Annotated in this window: 15 protein-coding genes; 2 read left to right on the top strand and 13 right to left on the bottom strand. The window is 63.6% G+C overall.

All coding sequences use genetic code 11. The annotated features are described in order from the left end of the window. Positions 1–64: 64 nt before the first annotated feature. Positions 65–976, top strand: coding sequence for a LysR family transcriptional regulator (locus CSC94_RS17115; protein ID WP_099307592.1), 912 nt, complete (start codon positions 65–67; stop codon positions 974–976). A 62-nt stretch (positions 977–1,038) separates the two neighbouring features. On the opposite strand, the gene CSC94_RS17110 is transcribed toward CSC94_RS17115, so the two are convergent. The 13 genes from CSC94_RS17110 to CSC94_RS17050 all read right to left on the bottom strand — a co-directional run bounded on the left by CSC94_RS17110 (position 1,039) and on the right by CSC94_RS17050 (position 16,883). Beyond that, complete coding sequence (locus tag CSC94_RS17110; protein WP_099307591.1) at positions 1,039–2,490, bottom strand: NAD-dependent succinate-semialdehyde dehydrogenase; 1,452 nt, start codon at positions 2,488–2,490, stop codon at positions 1,039–1,041. Between the two features lie 20 nt (positions 2,491–2,510). Next, on the bottom strand, positions 2,511–3,668 hold the full coding sequence (locus CSC94_RS17105; protein WP_099307590.1) for an iron-containing alcohol dehydrogenase: 1,158 nt from the start codon (positions 3,666–3,668) through the stop codon (positions 2,511–2,513). A gap of 28 nt (positions 3,669–3,696) precedes the next feature. Next, positions 3,697–5,646 (bottom strand): SLC5/6 family protein, encoded by a 1,950-nt coding sequence (locus tag CSC94_RS17100; protein WP_099307589.1) that lies wholly within the window; start codon positions 5,644–5,646, stop codon positions 3,697–3,699. Continuing rightward, positions 5,643–6,068 (bottom strand): hypothetical protein, encoded by a 426-nt coding sequence (locus CSC94_RS17095; RefSeq protein WP_133122918.1) that lies wholly within the window; start codon positions 6,066–6,068, stop codon positions 5,643–5,645. Before CSC94_RS17095 ends, CSC94_RS17100 begins: the two co-directional genes overlap by 4 nt. Positions 6,069–6,136: 68 nt before the next feature. Next, entirely contained in the window at positions 6,137–7,843 is a 1,707-nt protein-coding gene (locus CSC94_RS17090; protein ID WP_099307587.1) for a flotillin family protein, read from the bottom strand. Positions 7,844–7,894: 51 nt separating this feature from the next. Then, a complete protein-coding gene (locus tag CSC94_RS17085; protein WP_099307586.1) occupies positions 7,895–8,602 on the bottom strand; it encodes a bacteriorhodopsin in 708 nt (235 codons plus the stop codon). Positions 8,603–8,651: 49 nt separating this feature from the next. After that, entirely contained in the window at positions 8,652–10,028 is a 1,377-nt protein-coding gene (locus CSC94_RS17080) for an ABC transporter permease (protein ID WP_099307585.1), read from the bottom strand. After that, entirely contained in the window at positions 10,025–11,488 is a 1,464-nt protein-coding gene (locus CSC94_RS17075; protein WP_245408396.1) for an ABC transporter permease, read from the bottom strand. The genes CSC94_RS17080 and CSC94_RS17075 overlap by 4 nt, the downstream gene beginning before the upstream one ends. Beyond that, entirely contained in the window at positions 11,485–13,233 is a 1,749-nt protein-coding gene (locus CSC94_RS17070; protein WP_099307584.1) for a sugar ABC transporter ATP-binding protein, read from the bottom strand. Before CSC94_RS17070 ends, CSC94_RS17075 begins: the two co-directional genes overlap by 4 nt. Positions 13,234–13,308: 75 nt before the next feature. Beyond that, positions 13,309–14,478 (bottom strand): ABC transporter substrate-binding protein, encoded by a 1,170-nt coding sequence (locus CSC94_RS17065; protein ID WP_099307583.1) that lies wholly within the window; start codon positions 14,476–14,478, stop codon positions 13,309–13,311. A 120-nt stretch (positions 14,479–14,598) separates the two neighbouring features. Further along, positions 14,599–15,369, bottom strand: coding sequence for an AttM family quorum-quenching N-acyl homoserine lactonase (gene attM / locus CSC94_RS17060; RefSeq protein ID WP_099307654.1), 771 nt, complete (start codon positions 15,367–15,369; stop codon positions 14,599–14,601). 214 nt (positions 15,370–15,583) lie between these two features. Beyond that, on the bottom strand, positions 15,584–16,432 hold the full coding sequence (locus CSC94_RS17055; RefSeq protein WP_099307582.1) for an alpha/beta fold hydrolase: 849 nt from the start codon (positions 16,430–16,432) through the stop codon (positions 15,584–15,586). A gap of 61 nt (positions 16,433–16,493) precedes the next feature. Next, positions 16,494–16,883: a hypothetical protein gene (locus tag CSC94_RS17050; RefSeq protein ID WP_099307581.1), complete on the bottom strand. Its 390-nt coding sequence runs from the start codon at positions 16,881–16,883 to the stop codon at positions 16,494–16,496. Between the two features lie 190 nt (positions 16,884–17,073). Between CSC94_RS17050 and CSC94_RS17045 the strand changes: the two genes are divergently transcribed. Next, a complete protein-coding gene (locus tag CSC94_RS17045; protein WP_165784484.1) occupies positions 17,074–17,847 on the top strand; it encodes an IclR family transcriptional regulator in 774 nt (257 codons plus the stop codon). Positions 17,848–17,889: the final 42 nt, after the last annotated feature.

The following is a 17,889-nucleotide window of genomic DNA, read 5'->3' as shown; positions in this document are numbered from 1 at the left end:
GCGTTTGCACTTCAGTTCGCCGCCGCGCCTGTCTATGGTCGTCGCGTCTGCCGGGAGGGTTGCCTTGGACAGGTTGAGCGTCATGAAAGCCTTCTGCCGCGTCGTCGAGCGCGGCAGCTTCGCGCGGGCAGCGGAAGACCTCGGCATATCGCCGGCGCTTCTGAGCCGGGATATCAAGCTGCTCGAACAGGCCCTGTCGGTCCAGCTCCTGTCGCGAACGACCCGCCGCATGGCGGTGACCGATCATGGCCGCCTGTATTACGAGGACTGCCGGCGGATCCTGCAGGAGATCGACGAGGTCGAGGCGCGCGCCAGGCGTGGTGCCGGCCGCGTCGCCGGATCGCTCCGGGTGAATGCACCATCCTCTTTCGGTTTGACAGTGCTGTCGGCCATGCTGCCCGGGTTCATGGATGCCTACCCGGACGTGCAACTGACACTCCACCTCGACGATCATGTCATCGACATGATCGAAGGCGGGTATGACCTCTCGATCCGGATCCGGGCCGGGCTGCCCGATTCCGTTCTCGTGGCGCGCCGGATCGGAACGGTCCGGCAAGCCCTGTTCGCTTCACCGGACTACGTCACCAGCCACGGAGCACCCCGGTCACCAACGCAATTGCAGGGGCATGATATCCTCGGCTATCTCCTTGCGGACCAGCCCCAGGACTTTTCCATGACGGGTCCGGCCGGGGAGGAAACGGTGCCGGTCACGCCCAGGGCTTTCCTTGGCAGCAGTCTCCTGCTGCGCGACCTCCTGGCGAACGGCCGCGGCATCGGCGCGCTTCCGGATTTCCTGTCCGCTCCGCTTGAATGCGACCGGCGCCTGGTCCGCATCCTGCCCGGCTGGTCCCTGCCCGAACGCCAAATCTACGCGGTGACGCCATCCCATCTGGGCATGGACGGGCGCGTTTCGGCCTTCGTGACGTATCTGCAGCAATACCTGCCGGCCCCGGAAGAGACCGGTTCCGGCAGCTAGGGCGCTTCAACCGTTCGCCCGGCGTTTCAATGACCTGACCCACTATCTTCTGGTGGCACCGCCTAGACCGCCATGCACAGGTACTTGATCTCCAGGAATTCATCCATGCCGTATTTCGAGCCTTCGCGCCCGAGGCCGGACGACTTGATGCCGCCGAACGGCGCTTCGGCCGTCGACACGAGACCGGTGTTGATCCCGACCATGCCGCTTTCCAGTTCCTCGGCCACCTTCCAGATCGTCGAGATATCGCGCGCGTAAAAATAGGCGGCCAGGCCGAACTCGGTGTCATTGGCAAGCGCGATCCCGTCCTCGACCGTCTCGAAGGTAATGATCGGCGCGACCGGGCCGAAGGTTTCCTCCGAGAGGATCTTCATTCCCCTCGCCACGTCCATCAGCACCGTCGGCTGGAAGAAGGTGCCACCAAGGTCGGACCGCTTGCCGCCGGTCAGCACCCGGGCCCCTTTCGACACGGCATCGGAAACGTGGTCCTCGACCTTCTGCAGGCCGGCCGTATCGATCAGCGGCCCGATGTTGACGCCCTGGTCCATTCCGTTTCCGACCGTCAGGCCCGCGGTGGCCGCCGCCAGTTTTTCGGCGAATGCCGCCGCGACCCCGCTCTGGACATAGATCCGGTTGGCGCAGACGCATGTCTGGCCGGAGTTGCGGTACTTGGCGATCATCGCGCCTTCGACAGCCGCATCCAGGTCGGCATCGTTGAAGACCAGGAACGGCGCATTGCCGCCGAGTTCAAGCGACAGTTTCTTGATATCGTGCGAGCACTGTTTCATCAGGATGCGGCCCACTTCCGTCGATCCGGTGAAGGTCAGCTTGCGCACCTTCGGGTTCGTACAGAGTTCAAGGCCGACCCCCTTGGAATCGGAACTGGTGATGATGGACAGAACGCCCTTCGGCACCCCTGCCCGCTCGGCAAGCACGGCCATGGCGAGCGCCGACAGCGGCGTCTTCTCGGCGGGCCTGCCGACAAAGGAGCACCCCGAAGCCAGCGCCGGACCGACCTTCCTGGCGATCATGGCGTTGGGGAAATTCCACGGCGTGATCGATCCGACGACCCCGATGGGCTGCTTGATGACGACGATACGCTTGTCGGCCTGGTGGCCCGGGATGACGTCGCCATAGACCCGGCGTGCCTCTTCCGCGAACCACTGGATGAAGGACGCGCCATAGGCGATCTCGCCCTTTGCCTCGGCCAGGGGCTTTCCCATTTCCGCGGTCAGGATGGCACCGAGGTCATCCTGGTTTTCCATCAGCAGGTCGTTCCACTTCAGCAGAACGGCGCAACGCTCCTTGGCGGTGCGGTTGCGCCATTCCCTTTGCGCGTCGTAGGCCAGGTCGATCGCGGTGGCCACATCCTGCGGCGTCAGATCGGCCACATCGGCGATCTTTTCGCCAGTGGCCGGATTGAGAACCGGAAAAGTCCTGCTTCCCGCGACCCATTCTCCGCCCAGAAAGGCATGGCTCTGCAGAAGCGTCGGGTCTTTGAGCTCAAGCGTCATGGCAGTTCCTCTCTTCGGTGTCAGTAGGCCGCAGTATAGATGGCGAGCGCATCCGCCTCGGTCAGCGGGCGCGGATTGTTGACGAGCAGACGCGTCTGGTTCATCGCGTCCGAGGCCAGTTTCGGCAATACGTCTTCCGGGATGTTCATCGCGCGGAGATTGGGCTGGAGGCCGCAGGCCACGGAAAGGTCGGCCAGCCGGTCGCAGAAGGCCGCTGCGCGCGCCTGGCCTTCGAGATCCGCCAGGTCGGGAAATGCGAACGGGGCCAGTTCCGCGTAGGGCGACGGCGACGTGACGATGTTGAACCGGAGGACGTGGGGCAGCACCAGGGCATTGGAGAGGCCGTGCGGGATGTGGAAATGGCCCCCGAGCGGATAGGCCAGCGCGTGGACGGCGGCGACGGGCGAATTCGCGAAGGCCTGGCCGGCCAGCATGGAACCCAGCAGCATGTTGGACCGGGCTTCGGTGTCGGCGCCGTTGCGCACTGCCTTCAGGACGGAACCGCCCATCAGCGTGAGCGCCTGGGTCGCCAGCATGCGCGACACCGGATTGTTGTTGGCGCTGGCCGACGCATAGGCTTCGATCGCATGCACCATGGCATCGATCCCGGTTGCTGCCGTGATATGCGGCGGCAGGCCATAGGTGAGTTCCGGGTCGAGCAGCGCGATATCGGGCAGGATAACCGGCGATACGACGCCCATCTTCTCATTGGTACCGGTGGTCACGATCGATATCGGCGTCACCTCGGAGCCGGTCCCGGCGGTCGTTGGCACGAGAACCAGCGGCAGCCTGGGGCCCTTGGCGTTACCGACACCGTAGACATCGGCTAGCGTCTCCTTGCCATGGGCAAGCAGGGCCGCCAGCTTGGCGACGTCAAGCGAGGAGCCGCCGCCGAAGCCGACGACACCATCGATGCCGGCCTCCATGGCGCGCCTTGCAGCCTCAAGGACAACGGCTTCCGGCGGATCGGCCTCGACATCGGAAAACATCTCCACCGTGATATCTGCCTTGCGCAGGGCATCCAGCGCCCGTTCGACAAGGCCGGTGGCAATCATGCCAGGATCGGTGACGAGCAGGACCCGGCTGCCGATTTCCGACGAAACGATGTCGCCCAACTGCCCGATCGCACCGGCTCCGAAGCGGATCGACTTCGACGTGTTGAACGTGAACGGGGTCATCGGGCTCTCCTGGGTTCGAAACGCCGGATCACCGGCTGAATATGAATGCGGCGAGAACCGCCAGGACGAAGACGATCGCGCCGGCCATGAACAGGATCCGCAGCCGCTCCTGTTCGATCTCGGTATTGTTGCGGCGAAGCTTCAATGGCGGCGTGTAGGCGGGGATCACGGCCTGCGACGGGTTCGCCATCTCCATCCGGTAGGCCAGGAACCAGATCATCCCCAGGCCGCTGACCCAGCCTGCAATGCCCCAGGCCCAGAGCGACGGCATGCCGAGAAGCCAGGCGGTCGTCTCGCCCTCGCCTGACACGAAGGCGGTATTCCCGAAGATCAGGCCCGGTCCGGCCGCGAGGAAAAACCAAGCGATCACGATCGACCAGGCGAATGACCGCCAGTCCCGGGCTTTGGGAGAAATGGCGAGCAGGCCCGAGAAGAGCGCGCGGATCTCGGCCGCCTCCTGCCGCACGACCGTCCTGTTGGTGATCGCGGAAATGATCAGCACGGCGGCAAGATTGGCCGCCATTCCCCAAAGAGCGGAATGGATCGTCCAGGGCCAGCGGCCCCACGGCAGTTCCAGGCCGAAGAAGGACAGGACCTGGTAGCCGAGCGGCTCGGTCAGGAGGACCCCGGCAATCCCGAAACCGACGCCGGTGGCCGCGGCCTGCCGGGTGATCCACCCCAGCCATGAAACGCCGAGGAGCGGGGTCCACAACTGGAAGGCCAGCGGCAGCGCCAATGCCGCCAGGGCGGAAAGCGTGACCGGCGCGATGGTCTGGAGGATCATCGCGAGGACGGCCAGGATGGCAATGGCGATGCGGGTGATGGTCACGGTCGCCGCCTTGGACAGGGCCGAATGGAAGTACGGCCTGTAGACGTGGCGCACCAGGCCTTCAGCCGCGGCAAAGAGCGAGAGACCGGCGAGCAATTGCACCCCGGCCGCCACGCCGATGAACATCCAGGCCGCGAACCACGGCGAACGGTCATGGAGGCCCTGGAACAGGGTGACGATCGAGAAACCGTCGTCGACGAGCCCGACGGCGCCGGTCAGCATGATCCCGCCGGCGATCAAGGCGCCGAGGAAGCCGGCCGTAACCCAGATCTGCCCTGCCGCCACGCCACTGGGCCTCCGGGTCGAGAACAGGATCTTGAAAACGAGCGGGCTTGCCTGGAAGCCCATCAGGGCGAACGCAAGGCTGAGATTGGCGAGCGCGGTATGCGATGTCGCATAGTCACCGCCGCGGCCAAGACCGGCGGTGAACTCGATGACCTTGCCGACCGAGAAAAGCCGGGCGGTCTCCGGTTGAAGACTGAGCGCCAGCAAACGGGCATTGACGGGTTCAAAGCCGCCGGCCGAAACGACGGCGAACCCGGCCACGAAGACGATGGCCGACAGGACCAGCACCGTCTGGATCACGCCGAAATAGCCGATCGACCGCATCCCGCCGATCCCGACGCCGGCAAACAGGATGAACCCGAAAATGGTCGTCGCGGCCAGTTCGGAGACGGCGCCCCCCGTCATGGCCTCGACGAGGCCGGACAGCATGCGCACCTGCAGTCCGGAAAAGCCCAGCGCGAAAAGGACCGCGATGGCAGTCGTGACGACGACGAGGAACGGGCTGCCGTAGTAGAGACGGAAGACGTCGGCCAGCGACGAAACATGCAGGCGCTCGGCTGCGAACCAGAGCCGCTTGAAGAAGATCACACCGGGAAGCGCCAGCAGAACCCCGGCTGAAACGAGTACCGGCAGCGTAAAGCCGTCCCGGGCGACCAGTTGCGTTCCGCCGAGCACGAACCAGCCCGTCAGGCTGACCCCGGCAGTGACCAGCGCGCCGAGCCATGGCGGCAGGCCGTGGCTGGCGGAGAAGAAGCCGTCCGCGCCCCTGTTGCCGGCGATGGACACCCGCACCCAGTACAGCATCACCATCGCATAGAAGAAGACCGACAGCGGCAGCCAGATCGCGTGGTGAAGACCGGTCATTGATCGGAATCCTCGAAATCGGCGTGCCGGACGTGGAAATGCGAGAATGCGCCGCGCAGCCCGTAGCGGGTCGACAGGTAGACGGGCAGCCCGAGGGCGAGCACGGCGAAAAGGGTCAGGCCCGACCAGTAGTCGCTTTCCGACAGGGCACCGATTGCCCATCCTCCAATGAAGACCATCAGGATCACCCCGAAGACGCCGATGCCGAGGGCAGCCTCGCCCGGGCCGAAGCCGACGCCGAAAATGCCGTTGACGATGAAGTGGGCCACGAAACTGGCGACGATTGCGGCAATCCCGATCAGGGAAAGAAGATAGGAGTCACGGGAGAAGCCTTCGAGCAGGAAACACAGCCCGCCGCTTCCGAGCACGGCCCAGATCGAAAAGACCAAAAGATCACGCTCAACCCTGGCAGGCTTGGACATGGCTCGGCTCCAGTCTGTCGGCGGCAGGACAGGGGCCCTGCCGCGCAGAAGACATCATCGCAACGGGTTCACTTCGCGGGCGGCTTGCCGGCGCTTCCGGAAGCCGGCGTCTTTTTCGCCTTTCCTTCGACCGAAGAGGGATCCGTGTAGACGATTTTCGACAGGTCCTGCAGGGTATGCGGCCGGTGAACGGTGTCGGCGCTCAGCCCGATCTCGTTCAGCAACTGGTCCACGAAGGGCGCCTGCGACCGGTAGCGCAACGCCGAGGACACCACCTGGTCGGCCAGGTTCGGATCGCTGGGACCGGTGCCCTCGCCGCCCGCGCCTCCCGTGCCACCGCCAGCACCGCCAGCAGTGCCGGAGAAGCCCGGCATGCCGTCGACGTGGAGGATCTTGATACCCTCGATCTTCTCCATAGGCTTGACGCTTTCGCGAATGATTGCCGGCAGGTTTTCCACCAGCGCCTTGTGCAGGCCCGAGCGGCGGGACGCATCGGAACGCAGGTTTTCCGCCTCGTTGAGCTTGCGCTTGCCTTCGGCCTCGACCGCGAGACGCTCGGCGAGTGCCGCAACGGCGATCTTGTCGGCATCGGCACGGTCCTTTGCCGCCGCCTTTTCTGCTTCGGCGAGGATCTTCTGGCGCGCGGCTTCCGACTCGGCGACCTTCTGCGCTTCCAGCAGTTCGATTGCCTTCTGACGGTTGGCGATCTCGGTGTCGCGGATGGTCTGCACCTTTTCCTGCGCCTCGATCATCTTGGCGCGGGCAGCCTCCGCGAGCGCCTGCGCTTCCGAACGCTCCTTCGACTTCATCGAAACGGCGATCTCGCGGGCCTGCTCCTCAAGCTGGAGCGCTTCCCGGCGCTTGACCTCGATGCGCTCGACTTCCTGCTCCATCGAAATGCGGGCGCTCTCGACAGCCCTGCGCTCGGAGAGCTTGATCTCCTCGATCTCGCGCTCGCGGCGTGCGTTCTCGTTGGAGATTTCCGCCTTGCGCTCGGCGCGCTGGATCGCGACTTCCGCCTCGTGGGCCAGGCGCGCATATTCGCTGTCGCGCTGGATCTCGAGAGATCTCTTTTCCGCTTCCAGGTTCTTGGCGCGCATGGCGATCATCGTGTCCTTCTCGATGTCGTTGCGCTTCTTCTTCCGGCTCTCGATCTGCTCGGTCAGGATCGTCAGACCCTCGGCGTCGAAGGTGTTCGACGGGTCGAAGAGGGAAATGTCGGTCTGGTCGAGCGATGTCAGCGAGACCGATTCAAGCTCCAGACCGTCCAGCGCCAGGCTCTCCGCGACCTCGGTGCGGACCTCCTTGACGAAGTCCGAGCGATGCTCGTGGATCTGCTCCAGCGTCATCTTGGCGGCCGCCCCGCCCATGGCATCCACGAACCGGCCCTGGATGAGATCCTTGAGCTGCTCGGCGTGCATGGTGCGATTGCCGAGCGACCGGGCGGCGGTGGCCACCGCATCGACCTCCGGCTGGACACGGACGTAGAATTCGACCGTCAGCTCGACACGCATCCGGTCCTTCGTGATCAGCGACTTCTCCCGCGCCCGGAGGATTTCCAGGCGCAGCGTGTTCATGTTGACCTCGGTGATGTCGTGAAGGATCGGGAGCACGAAGGCGCCGCCCCCCATCACGACCTTCTCGCCGCCGAAGCCGGTTCGTACGAAGGAAATATCCTTTGTCGAGCGGCGGTACAGCCAATGCAGGAGATAGGCGCAGACCGCGATGACTATCGCTGCAAGGATGATGATTGCAATGAAATCTGCACCCTTCATTGATTTGTTCCTTCACAATTGTACGGACGTTTCTGGTTGACGTTCGGTCGCTCAGTTCCGGTCATGACGCGCCTCCTCGCCCTGGAGCATGGCGGTTGCCAGCACGGCGGCCCCAAAGGCCATCCGGTTCAGGAAATCGGCGATGTTGTAGGCAACCGACAGCGCCCCGTCGTCGGCATAGCCGGCAAAGGACGTGATGAAATTGCCCAGCGGGTAGATGGCCCAGCCCACCGTGACGATCAGCCGAAGCCAGAAATAGCCTCGGCGCAGCGTCTCGCTCGGCGACTTGCGGATGACTTCGTCCATCCTGCCGAAGAACAGTTCTCCGAGGATGTACAGCCAGAAGACGAGGCCGATGAGGAAGGCGAGCGTGGCATGCATGAAGCCGGCCTCGCCGAGGTAGCGGACGAAGACCATCAGGACCGACACGACGCTCAGCCGCCAGAACAGCCCTATTCCGAGCCGGCCGCTGGTCAGCGCCAGGAAATAGAGCGCCAGCACCTGCAGCGGCATCGATATCGCCCAGCCGACGTAGTGGTACACCACCGGCACGCTCTTCGCGGCCGCCCAGGCGGTGCGGGCCTCGTACATCGCCACCACGCCAACGAGAGCGGCCAGCGCGCAGAGCGTCACGGGGAGTTTCCAGGCGCGGCCGACCCAACCCGTGCCGATGAGCAGCAGGACACTCGTCGCGACCAGTCCCAGAAAGGCCGTCGAATAACTCGCCGCCGTCAGGTCGGCTGTCTCGAACACCGCCATCACCTTGCACTCCCCTTGCGTATCATGTCCGACTTCATGGCATGTCTTCCTAGATTTGGGTTCTGATGTGCGGGGAGCGCGCGTAAAGCGCGACCATCGGCAGGATCAGAAGACCGAAAATGAATTGCTGCCATTCGAAATCCAGGCCGATGCCGATCAGGAATGACGAGAGAACCTGGAGAACCAGCACGCCGATGACGGTGAAGCCGTATCCGCCCTGCCCGCCGAGCAGCGACGTTCCGCCCACGACCACAGCGGCAAGCGTCAGGAAGAGATACTGGTCGCCAACGCCGATGAACCCGCCACCCGACCAGCCGAGCAGAAGCCCGCCGGTCAGCGCGGCGAAAAAGCCGGAGATGGCATACATGGTCACCCAGTATCCCAGTTCCGAAATCATCACCCGCTTGGCCGATGTCCTGTTCACGCCGAGCGCGTAGAGGTAGCGGCCATAGACCGTCAGCCGCATGCCGGCGATCAGGACGATCAGCACCAGGCCCCAGATGGCAATCACCGGCGGAAACGGCAGGCCGAAGGTCGAGCCGTTCATTGCGGCGAGATTGGACAACCAGGGCGGCACCTGGCCGAAGACGTTGCCGGAATAGGCCGAACCGATCGAGGTGATGATCTGGACGCCGCCGGAGATGGCAAAGCCGGTGCCGAGCGTCACGATCAGCGCCTGCCCCTGCAGGCGGTAGCTCAACAGGCCGTTGATCACGCCCAGCAGCGTGCCAATGGCCAGCACGATGATGGCGGCCAGCCAGGGCGGGACGCCGAGTCCGATGAGGTAGAGCAGGCCGACGTTTGCGGCGCCGATGATGAAGGGAATGGACAGGTCGAGACCGCCGAGAAGCGCCACCAGCGTCTGGCCGACCGATGCGATTCCGAGAAACGATGCAAACAACAGCATCGACTTGATGTTGTTGGCGGAGGCGAACCCCTCGATGTTCATCGACCCGATCGAAAACAGTCCGCACAGGACCATGATGCCGATGAAGGCCGAGCGGTTTTCCTGGAAATGGCGCCCAAGAGTCCGTGTCAGCACGATGATGGTCAGGATGATCAGGAACGAGACGACGTTCCAGACATTGAAGAAGCCGTCGATGGTGAGCGACAGGATGATGAAAAGGGCCAGCAGGACCAGAAGGCCGTAGATGGCCGGACGGAACTGGAGCCAGACGCGCCGTCCCTCGCTGATCTGCCCCTCGCCCAGCGGTTCGGCATCCTGGTTCATGAACTGTCCGAGCACGAACCGCCAGGCCCAGACGAAGGCGCCGAGCGTGGCGATGGCCGACAGGATGATGATCTGGACGGACAGCCCCTGGATGAAACCGTAGACGACGCCGATCGCGGTCAGGATGACACCGGCGACGAGGCCGATGATGGTCGCCGGCAGTCCGAGGGACGGAGGATTGGCCGAAACGGTCATTGGACGCGCTCCGTATTTCCGGCCGGTGCCTGCGGCGGTGTGCCCGCACCGTCATCCGCCTGCTCCCGCACGAGATAGGCTGCAAGAAGCACCAGCGAGGCCACCACCACGGCCACCGCGGGCGCAACGGTCCTGCGGTTCGAACGGCTGACCGCAAGGCGCAGGAAGACCGCGATCACCACCAGGAGGATGGCCGACAGGATCATCGGAACGGCATCGCGGCGCAATTCGTCCGTCCTGGCATCGGGCCGCGCGACTTCGAGAGGGCCGACGTAAAGCTGGTCCGCAGGGATCGGTTCGAGCACCTGCATCGTCACGACGGCCGTTTCCGCCGGCGCGCGGCGCGCCCGGGGATCGTGGTCGTTGGTCGCGTGAAGAATGACCCCGAGCGCGACCACGCCAAGGACGACGAAATAGAGAACCGGCGAGAAATTGTGGATGTGGCGCTGGATGAAGGGGATGATGAGGGTCAGCAGCAGGGAGATCACCAGGATCGACCCGTAGGCCAGGTTGGTGACGAAACTCTGGACCGCGCCGAAGTTGAACGTCGCCAGCACGTATGTGATCAGATAGAGGTTCACCGCGCCAAGGAAGGACCCGAAGACGCCGGCCCGTCCGCCGCCAAGGGAGGCGCCGCCGAGCACCAGTGCGGTTACGGCGATCAGCGTGTATGTGGTTCCCTGTGAGGGATCGCCGGACGAGATCAGCGCCGTGAAGGCGATCGCGGCAAGGCCTGCAAAACCCCCGGAGATGATGTGGGCACCGATGCGCACGATGAAGATCGGCACGCCCGAGGTGTAGGCCGCGCGCTCGTCTGATCCCATGAGGCGGAGGTGGGTGTAGAAGGCCGTCCGCGTGAACAGGAGCCATGCCAGCGTCGCCAGCACCAGGATGACGAAGACCGGAGAGAAAATCGAGGTGCCGAGGCCCCAGTCCGCCATGAACTGGGGGGCCATGCCGCCTGGCCGGGGCAGGATCACGAGGTTGATGCCGGACAGCGCCAGGTAGCCCGACAGCGACACGATGATGGGCTGCACGCGAACGTAGATGACGATCAGCGCAAAAACGAACTGGTAAAGGGCCCCGAGCGCGATCGCATAGGCGAAGATCGCAATCGGGTTCTGGAGGATTTCCGCCGCGTAGAGCTGGATCAGCGTGACGTTGATGAAGCCAATGAGCGGGCCGATGGACAGGTCGACCGTGCCACGGCCGGAGATGACGGATGCCATCAGCGCATAGGTTGCCAGGATCAGCGGCGTCGCGACGATCACGGCGCTGCCGAGGCCATAGGAGGTCATGAGGCTCGGCGAGCGGAGAACGGCAAGACCGAGCAGCAGGAAAAACAGCGTGATGGGGACCAGCAGGAAGGGATTGGCGCGGCCGCCGCGGACCATTGCGGCCGCCTCGGTCTCCGGCACTGCCTCGCCATTTCCGTCCAGTGTCATGCCGGCCTGGCTCATGGGCGCGGCCCTTCCGGGTTGACATCCCGCGCCTTGCGGACACCGCCCTCGAACTCCACGATCCGGATGGACCTGGGCAGGCCATCGCGCTTCGCCGCCCTTTGAGCGGGTATGGCATCTCGCGTGTTGTCCCGATCAAGAGGTGCCACGGGAGCATGACGCGGCGCGATATCCAGCGATGCGGCCAGACCGGAACCGTCCGTCTGGCCGAACATCGCCTCGAGGACCTTCTTGGGATCCAGTGTCCGCCCGTCGAAAGCATCGAAGGGCTTGCCGTCGCGAAACACGATGACGCGCGTGGCGAAGCCGATGAACTCCTCCAGTTCGGACGATAGGTAAACGACGGACTTCCCCTCACCCGCAAACGTCCGCAGGTGCTTGTAGAGTTCGCTCTTGGCTCCCACGTCGATACCGCGAGCCGGATCGTTGAGCACGATCACGTCGGGACGCATCGCGAAGCCGCGCCCGATCAAGACCTTCTGCTGGTTGCCACCGGACAGTGACGTGATGCGATCCTCGCGCAGGCCGAACTTGATCAGGAGATTCCCGGCTTCGCGCTTGAAGATCGCGCCCAGCGTTCCCCAGTCGATCAGACCGAGGATGCCGCCACGCTTCTTCTCGCGGTAGAGCGGCATCACCATGTTCTCGAAGATCGACAGCGAGGCGAAAATGCCTTCCCGCTTGCGATCTCCGGAGACATAGGCGATCCGGTTTTTCACCGCATCGGCAAGGGAGCGGACGAAATGCCGGTCGCCGTTGCGGTCCAGTACGCGGACCGTTCCCGTCAGCACGGGCTCGACGCCGGCGATGGCCCTGACGAACGCATCCTGGCCCTGTCCGTCGAGGCCGGCCACCCCGACGATCTCGCCACGCCGCAGGCGGAAATCAAACGGCTTCGTTCCGGCCCAGACGCCGATACCCTCGCCAACCATGGCCGGTGTATCGTCGACGGGCTGCGGGGCGGCGTGTCCATGGCCATGATCCGCGCTCTCGTCTCCCGTCATCAGGGCGAGCAGGTTCTTCTCGGTGATTTCTTCCTTTTCGAGCACACCGACATCGCGCCCGTCGCGCAGGACCGTTGCCCGATCGGAAATGCGGATCAGTTCGGCAATGCGATGCGTGACGATCAGGATCGTCGTTCCGCTGTCGCGCAGTTCCCTCATCTTGGCGAACAGCCGTTCGGTGCTGTCGAAATCGAGCGCCGCGGAACTTTCGTCGAGAATGAGGATCTTCGGTTCGCTGACGAGCGCACGCGCAATCGTGATCCACTGCTTGAGGCCGAGCGGCAAAGTACCGGCGATCGCATGGGGATCGACAGGCTCGCCGGCCAGGTCCTTCATCAACTGCGCGGCGCGCTGCACCTTTCGTTCGTGCGAAAGGTTTTTCGAGAAAAGCGCGTCGGCGCCCATGAAGATGTTGTCCGCGACGGTACTTTCATCGGCTACCAACACTTCCTGGTAGACGGTGGAAATACCGAGCGCCTTGCTTTCGGCCGGGGTCGAGGGCGTCTCACCCAGGATCGACACGGATCCGGAATCGATCGGCAGAACTCCCGAGACCACCTTGGCCATGGTGGACTTGCCGCAACCGTTCCCGCCGACGATGGCATGGATTTCCCCGGCGCAGGCCGAAAAGCTGACGCCATCGAGCGCACGGGTCGGCCCGAAAAACTTCTTCACATTCCGGACAGCGATGGTCTCTCGCCTCGCTGCCGTCTGTGTGATGTCGTGCTCGGTTGCGGTCATGGGTGATCGAACTTCGTTGCTGCCCGGGAAAGAGGGACCGCCGCCGCGCGGCGACGGTCCGTGTCGGGATGCCTGTCAGGGCTTGTACTTGGTCGGGTCGGCAGGATTGACGAAGAACTGGTCGAGGTATTCCTCGGAACCCCACTTCTCGGCGCCGACGTTGAGCCAGTTCTGCGCATTCTCGTCGCAATTCTCCGGCAGCAGCTTCATCACGTCGTCGTGGGTGATGGTGACCGGATCGACGAGAACCGACTGAACCTTCGGACCCTGGCCCTGCAACGTGCGCATCATGATGCGCCAGATGAGGTTCACGTCATCGGCCGGCGGCCAGGTCTGAACGGCGACCGAGATCAGGTCGGGGTTCTTGCGCCAGGTGCAGAGCGCCCCGAGTTCACCACCGATGGCGACCTTGACGCCCGTCCGGCCGGATTGCTGTAGGGCGCGCAGCACGCCCATCTCGGCGGCGGACTGCACCACGATGCCGTCGAGCTTGCCCGGATGGGTGGCGAGCCACTTCTGCACTTCGCCCTGGGCGACCTGGTCGGTCCACATGCCGGCGATGGAGCCGACCACCTTGATGCCAGGCGCGGTGGCGAGGCCGGCCTTGACGCCGCGGTCCTGGCTGTCGGAACCGGAGGTGCCGGGGATGCCTTCCACGACGAGGACATTGCCCTCACCGCCGAGTTCATCGGCCATGCGCTTGCCGATCTCGAAACCGGCAACCTGGTAATTGACCGAAGAGTTCACGGCGCTGGGCGCCGTCAGGTAACCGGTCATGGAGAAGACCGGAACGCCCTTGTCGATCGCGTACTGGACGGTCTGGTTCAGGGCCGTCGGGTTGGAGCAGCAGACGAAAATGGCGTCAACGCCCTGGTCGACCAGCTGGCGCATCTGCTGGATCTGGGTGGAGTCGTTGAGGTTCGACTGGGTCACAACGACTTCGCTGATCAGGCCGAGTTCCTTCCACTTGGGAATGATCTCGTTCTGCAGCGCGTCCATGGCGTTGGCGCGCCAGGTGTTGCCGGCGTAGGACGAGGCGTAGCCGATCTTCCACGGCGGCGGGTTCTTCGCCTTGAAGTCACGCAGCGTGCTCGGCCCGACCGGCTGCATGGGGTCGAGCATGTCGGGGTTGTAGAGGCGCTTGGCGACCTCCGGGTTGATCTCGTCCACGCCCTCGGCCAGCACGGCCGAGGAGCCGATGGCGAGAATGCCCACGGCCAATGCCAGTTCTTTCAAGAATTTCATTGACGTCTCCTCCTTGTTGCAAACTCCCGTCCCGTCCGGTCACCCGGAGCGGGACACACTGTCCAGGCAGTCACCTGCCCACAGCCGCCCTTGTCCGCGCCTTGCGCCAAGGTCCGGCCGTCAGTCGTAAAAGTCCTTCGGCGCCTTTCGGAACGTCTTCCAGTTTTCCGGATCATGGCCCGTGACGATCATGGCGTTGGTGTCGCTGGCAATGCGCCGCAGCTTGGCCACCGAGTTGGCGGCGTCGGCCGACGACACGACCAGGCCCGGCAGCGCCTTGTCCTCCCAGTGATCAAGCGTGTAGGCCGCATCGATCGTCAGCAGGACCGGACCCGTCCGCGGCAGCGTGACCAGGAATGACTGGTGCCCCGGTGCATGGCCCGGAGTGAAGATCATGCGGATCGTTCCGTCACCGAACAGGTCGTAGTTGTCGGTGTATTCCCCGCCGAGGAATTTCCAGTTCAGCCCGGGCCGGTCGAAATCGGCGCGGATGTAGGCGCCGGCCGAAAACCAGTGCGGGTTGAAGGCGTATTCGTATTCTGCCCGCTGGCAGATGATCTGCGCCTTGGGAAAATGCCCGATGGCACCGGTGTGATCGAGGTGCAGGTGGGACTGGAGAACATAACGCACGGATTGGGGATCGACGCCGACCGAGCGGCACTGGTCAGCGCAATTGTCGGCAACATCCATGATCGGGTCATAGGCGTCCACCACGTCGCCCCAGTGCCCGCGCTTGTCGATGGCCGCCTCGACGGCATTGCCGCCGTCGATGACCACGTTGCCGGCCGGATGCTTGATCAGGAACCATGGCACGGGAATCTCGAAGTCTTCCTCGCCCTGGTTCATCTTGATGTACTTCACCTTGGTCCGGAGCGTGCCTGTCTGGAACATGTGAAGCTCGATGCCCGAGGAGTTGCCGCGCTTGCGCGCGGCGGCTTCCGGTTCGGGCGTCTTGAAACTTGGACGCGGGGCGAGACTGTCAGCACCCAGCGTCGAGCGGAACGATCCCGCCTCGGTCGTGACGCGCTGCCCTTTCTCATCGAATTCGATAATCTTCATCTGGATGTCCCCGGGGTGTCCTGTGTCTTTCTGACGAGCATGACGGTCAGCGCCGCTCTTCGATGAGGCGAAGGGCTTCCTTCAGATAAACCGAAAAGACCGGGTAGTTCTCCGACATTGGAAAATGCCCGATGTCTTCCATCTCGATGTAGATTCCCCCCGGGATCTGGCGGGCCGTGTTCTCGGTTGCCTCCGGCGGAGTCAGGTAGTCGTAGGTGCCCGTCATCATGATCACCGGACAGCGCCCGGTGTCGATGTCGCCGAGGCGCCCGCGCAGATCATGGTCGACGGAATAGAAATAGAGGTCGCCCTGGAAGACCTCCGATCCTTGGGTGTAGTAGTGCCAGGTCAGCCAGCGATCCCGGTCCGGGCTTTGCGGCGCCATCAGGTCCCAAACACCCGAGGCGCATACCTGCGCCGCGTTGGCATGGGGGTGACGCCACCATTCCAGGAAGAACCCGGGCGCATGCTCGGCTGCCTCGACCGGGATGACAGCACGAAACCGGTCGGGATGGTGGAGCGCCAGCTGAAGCGCGACGTTGCCACCGAAGGACGACCCCATGAAGATGGGGTCTTCGAGGTCCAGCGCATCGCAGAAGGCCAAGATGAAATTCATGTAGTGCTCGGCGGTCAGCCGGTACTCCTCCTTCCACCACTCCTTGTTGAGCGGCGGATCGGACTTTCCGTGACGCGCAAGGTCATAGGCGATCACGTCGTAATTCGCGGTAATCTCCGGATCTTCCAGCAGGTCGCGCCACTGGTGATTGTGACAGCCCGCGGTGTGCTGGCAGACCAGCGGCGTTCCGGACCCGTTGCGCAGGTAGAACACCTTGTATTCGCAGCCATCGACCTCGATGGTGACGTAACGGCCGATGACCGGGGAATGCTTGGCCATGGATGACTCCGTGAATTGAATAAACGCGGCCCGTCCGGCGGGAGGCGGCTTTAACTCCGGATCACACCGGTACACCCACCTTGCGCAACAGTTCGAACTGGATGGTGAAGTTCCTGAGGTTCTGCATGAGAACGAGCAGATTGCCCTCGAGCTTCAGGTCGCGGCGGAAGCTCGCGGACCAGATGCCATGATACATGGGCGCTGGAACGCGCCGGGCGAACTCGCGCCAGGTCTCGGGGCTGGCACGCAGGGCAAAATCGTAGGAGTCAAGCGGACCCGGAGCAATGTTGATCTCGTGGACCAGGCCATCGACCATGCGGACGATGACCTGCACGGCGCCCATGTCCCAAAGATAAACGCAGGTAAAATGGCGTGCCATTGCCGCGATCGCGGGATCACGATCCGAGGCTTCGCTGAACCGGGCAGCCCAGTCCCTCACGCTCATAGCCATGCTCTCCTCCCAAACAGCACTTGAGCTACAAAGAAAAGATGTTCGATGCGTTTGTCAGACTTGCAAAGGATCTTGCTTTCTGGCTATCGTTCAACATACTGAACACAATTCAATGATAAGAACACTATCCACCGATCTTTCTGACTGTCAAGGAACATTCGGTTGGCAATGGGTCTTTTCGGGAGGGACCATGGCTCAGGCGACGAAACTTGTACCTGCGGTCGAACGCGCCACCCGCATTCTCGATCATGTCAGCCGCTGCCGGGTTCACCCGACCCTGTCCGACCTGGCGAGAGAACTCGAGCTTGCCAAGAGCACGACCCATACGCTCTGCCAGACGCTGGTCGAACTCAACCTTCTCATTCGACGATCCGACCAGACCTACCAGCTCGGCCCGCACCTTATGCGCTGGTCCAATGCCTTCAATCGCCAGTCCGACGTGGCAACGGAGTTCGCATCGATCTGGGACAAGGAGACGGAACTGCCCGGCGCGACGATCACGCTGACGGTGCTGGAAGGGTCCGAGGTCGTCTACATCGCGGCGCGCAATTCCGCGGTCAGCCATTCGCTGGTCGACTTCCGCGCCGGGATGCGTCTTCCGGCCGCGTTCACCGCGACCGGAAAGTCATTCCTCAGCTACATGAGCGATTTCGAGGTCAAGAAGCTGTACGCGAACGGCCTGCCCGAGGCGCGAACACCGCACAGCGTGCAGTCGATCGACGAATTGCTGAAGGAACTCGCCGAGACCCGGAAGCGGGGCTATTCGGTCGACAACCAGCAGGTGGCCGAGGGCATCGTCTGCTTCGGCGCGTCTGTCCTCGATTCCCGCAACATGCCGATTGCCGGCGTGGCGGTCAGCGTCCTGGCCGAGGACATTGACGACGAAGACCGCGAGCGGATCATTGCGAACATCAAGCGCATCGCCTCCAGCCTGTCGATCAGGATGGGCGCAGATCTGGGCTGAGGCTGTCACGTCGCCTGTTCATGGGATGCAGGCTACCGGCTC

This window comes from Zhengella mangrovi (assembly GCF_002727065.1).
Taxonomy (GTDB): domain Bacteria; phylum Pseudomonadota; class Alphaproteobacteria; order Rhizobiales; family Rhizobiaceae; genus Zhengella; species Zhengella mangrovi.
Note: the sequence above shows the minus strand (reverse complement) of the source record. Positions and strands in the feature narration are given on the sequence as shown.

Coding starts and splice junctions, on each gene's coding strand:
- CSC94_RS17055 (WP_099307582.1), bottom strand. CDS start 16,432: ATGGCCAAGCATTCCCCGGTCATCGGCCGTTACGTCACCATCGAGGTC.
- CSC94_RS17100 (WP_099307589.1), bottom strand. CDS start 5,646: ATGACCGGTCTTCACCACGCGATCTGGCTGCCGCTGTCGGTCTTCTTC.
- attM (WP_099307654.1), bottom strand. CDS start 15,369: ATGTTCCAGACAGGCACGCTCCGGACCAAGGTGAAGTACATCAAGATG.
- CSC94_RS17095 (WP_133122918.1), bottom strand. CDS start 6,068: ATGTCCAAGCCTGCCAGGGTTGAGCGTGATCTTTTGGTCTTTTCGATC.
- CSC94_RS17110 (WP_099307591.1), bottom strand. CDS start 2,490: ATGACGCTTGAGCTCAAAGACCCGACGCTTCTGCAGAGCCATGCCTTT.
- CSC94_RS17070 (WP_099307584.1), bottom strand. CDS start 13,233: ATGACCGCAACCGAGCACGACATCACACAGACGGCAGCGAGGCGAGAG.
- CSC94_RS17050 (WP_099307581.1), bottom strand. CDS start 16,883: ATGGCTATGAGCGTGAGGGACTGGGCTGCCCGGTTCAGCGAAGCCTCG.
- CSC94_RS17090 (WP_099307587.1), bottom strand. CDS start 7,843: ATGAAGGGTGCAGATTTCATTGCAATCATCATCCTTGCAGCGATAGTC.
- CSC94_RS17080 (WP_099307585.1), bottom strand. CDS start 10,028: ATGACCGTTTCGGCCAATCCTCCGTCCCTCGGACTGCCGGCGACCATC.
- CSC94_RS17045 (WP_165784484.1), top strand. CDS start 17,074: ATGGCTCAGGCGACGAAACTTGTACCTGCGGTCGAACGCGCCACCCGC.
- CSC94_RS17085 (WP_099307586.1), bottom strand. CDS start 8,602: ATGGCGGTGTTCGAGACAGCCGACCTGACGGCGGCGAGTTATTCGACG.
- CSC94_RS17065 (WP_099307583.1), bottom strand. CDS start 14,478: ATGAAATTCTTGAAAGAACTGGCATTGGCCGTGGGCATTCTCGCCATC.
- CSC94_RS17075 (WP_245408396.1), bottom strand. CDS start 11,488: ATGAGCCAGGCCGGCATGACACTGGACGGAAATGGCGAGGCAGTGCCG.
- CSC94_RS17105 (WP_099307590.1), bottom strand. CDS start 3,668: ATGACCCCGTTCACGTTCAACACGTCGAAGTCGATCCGCTTCGGAGCC.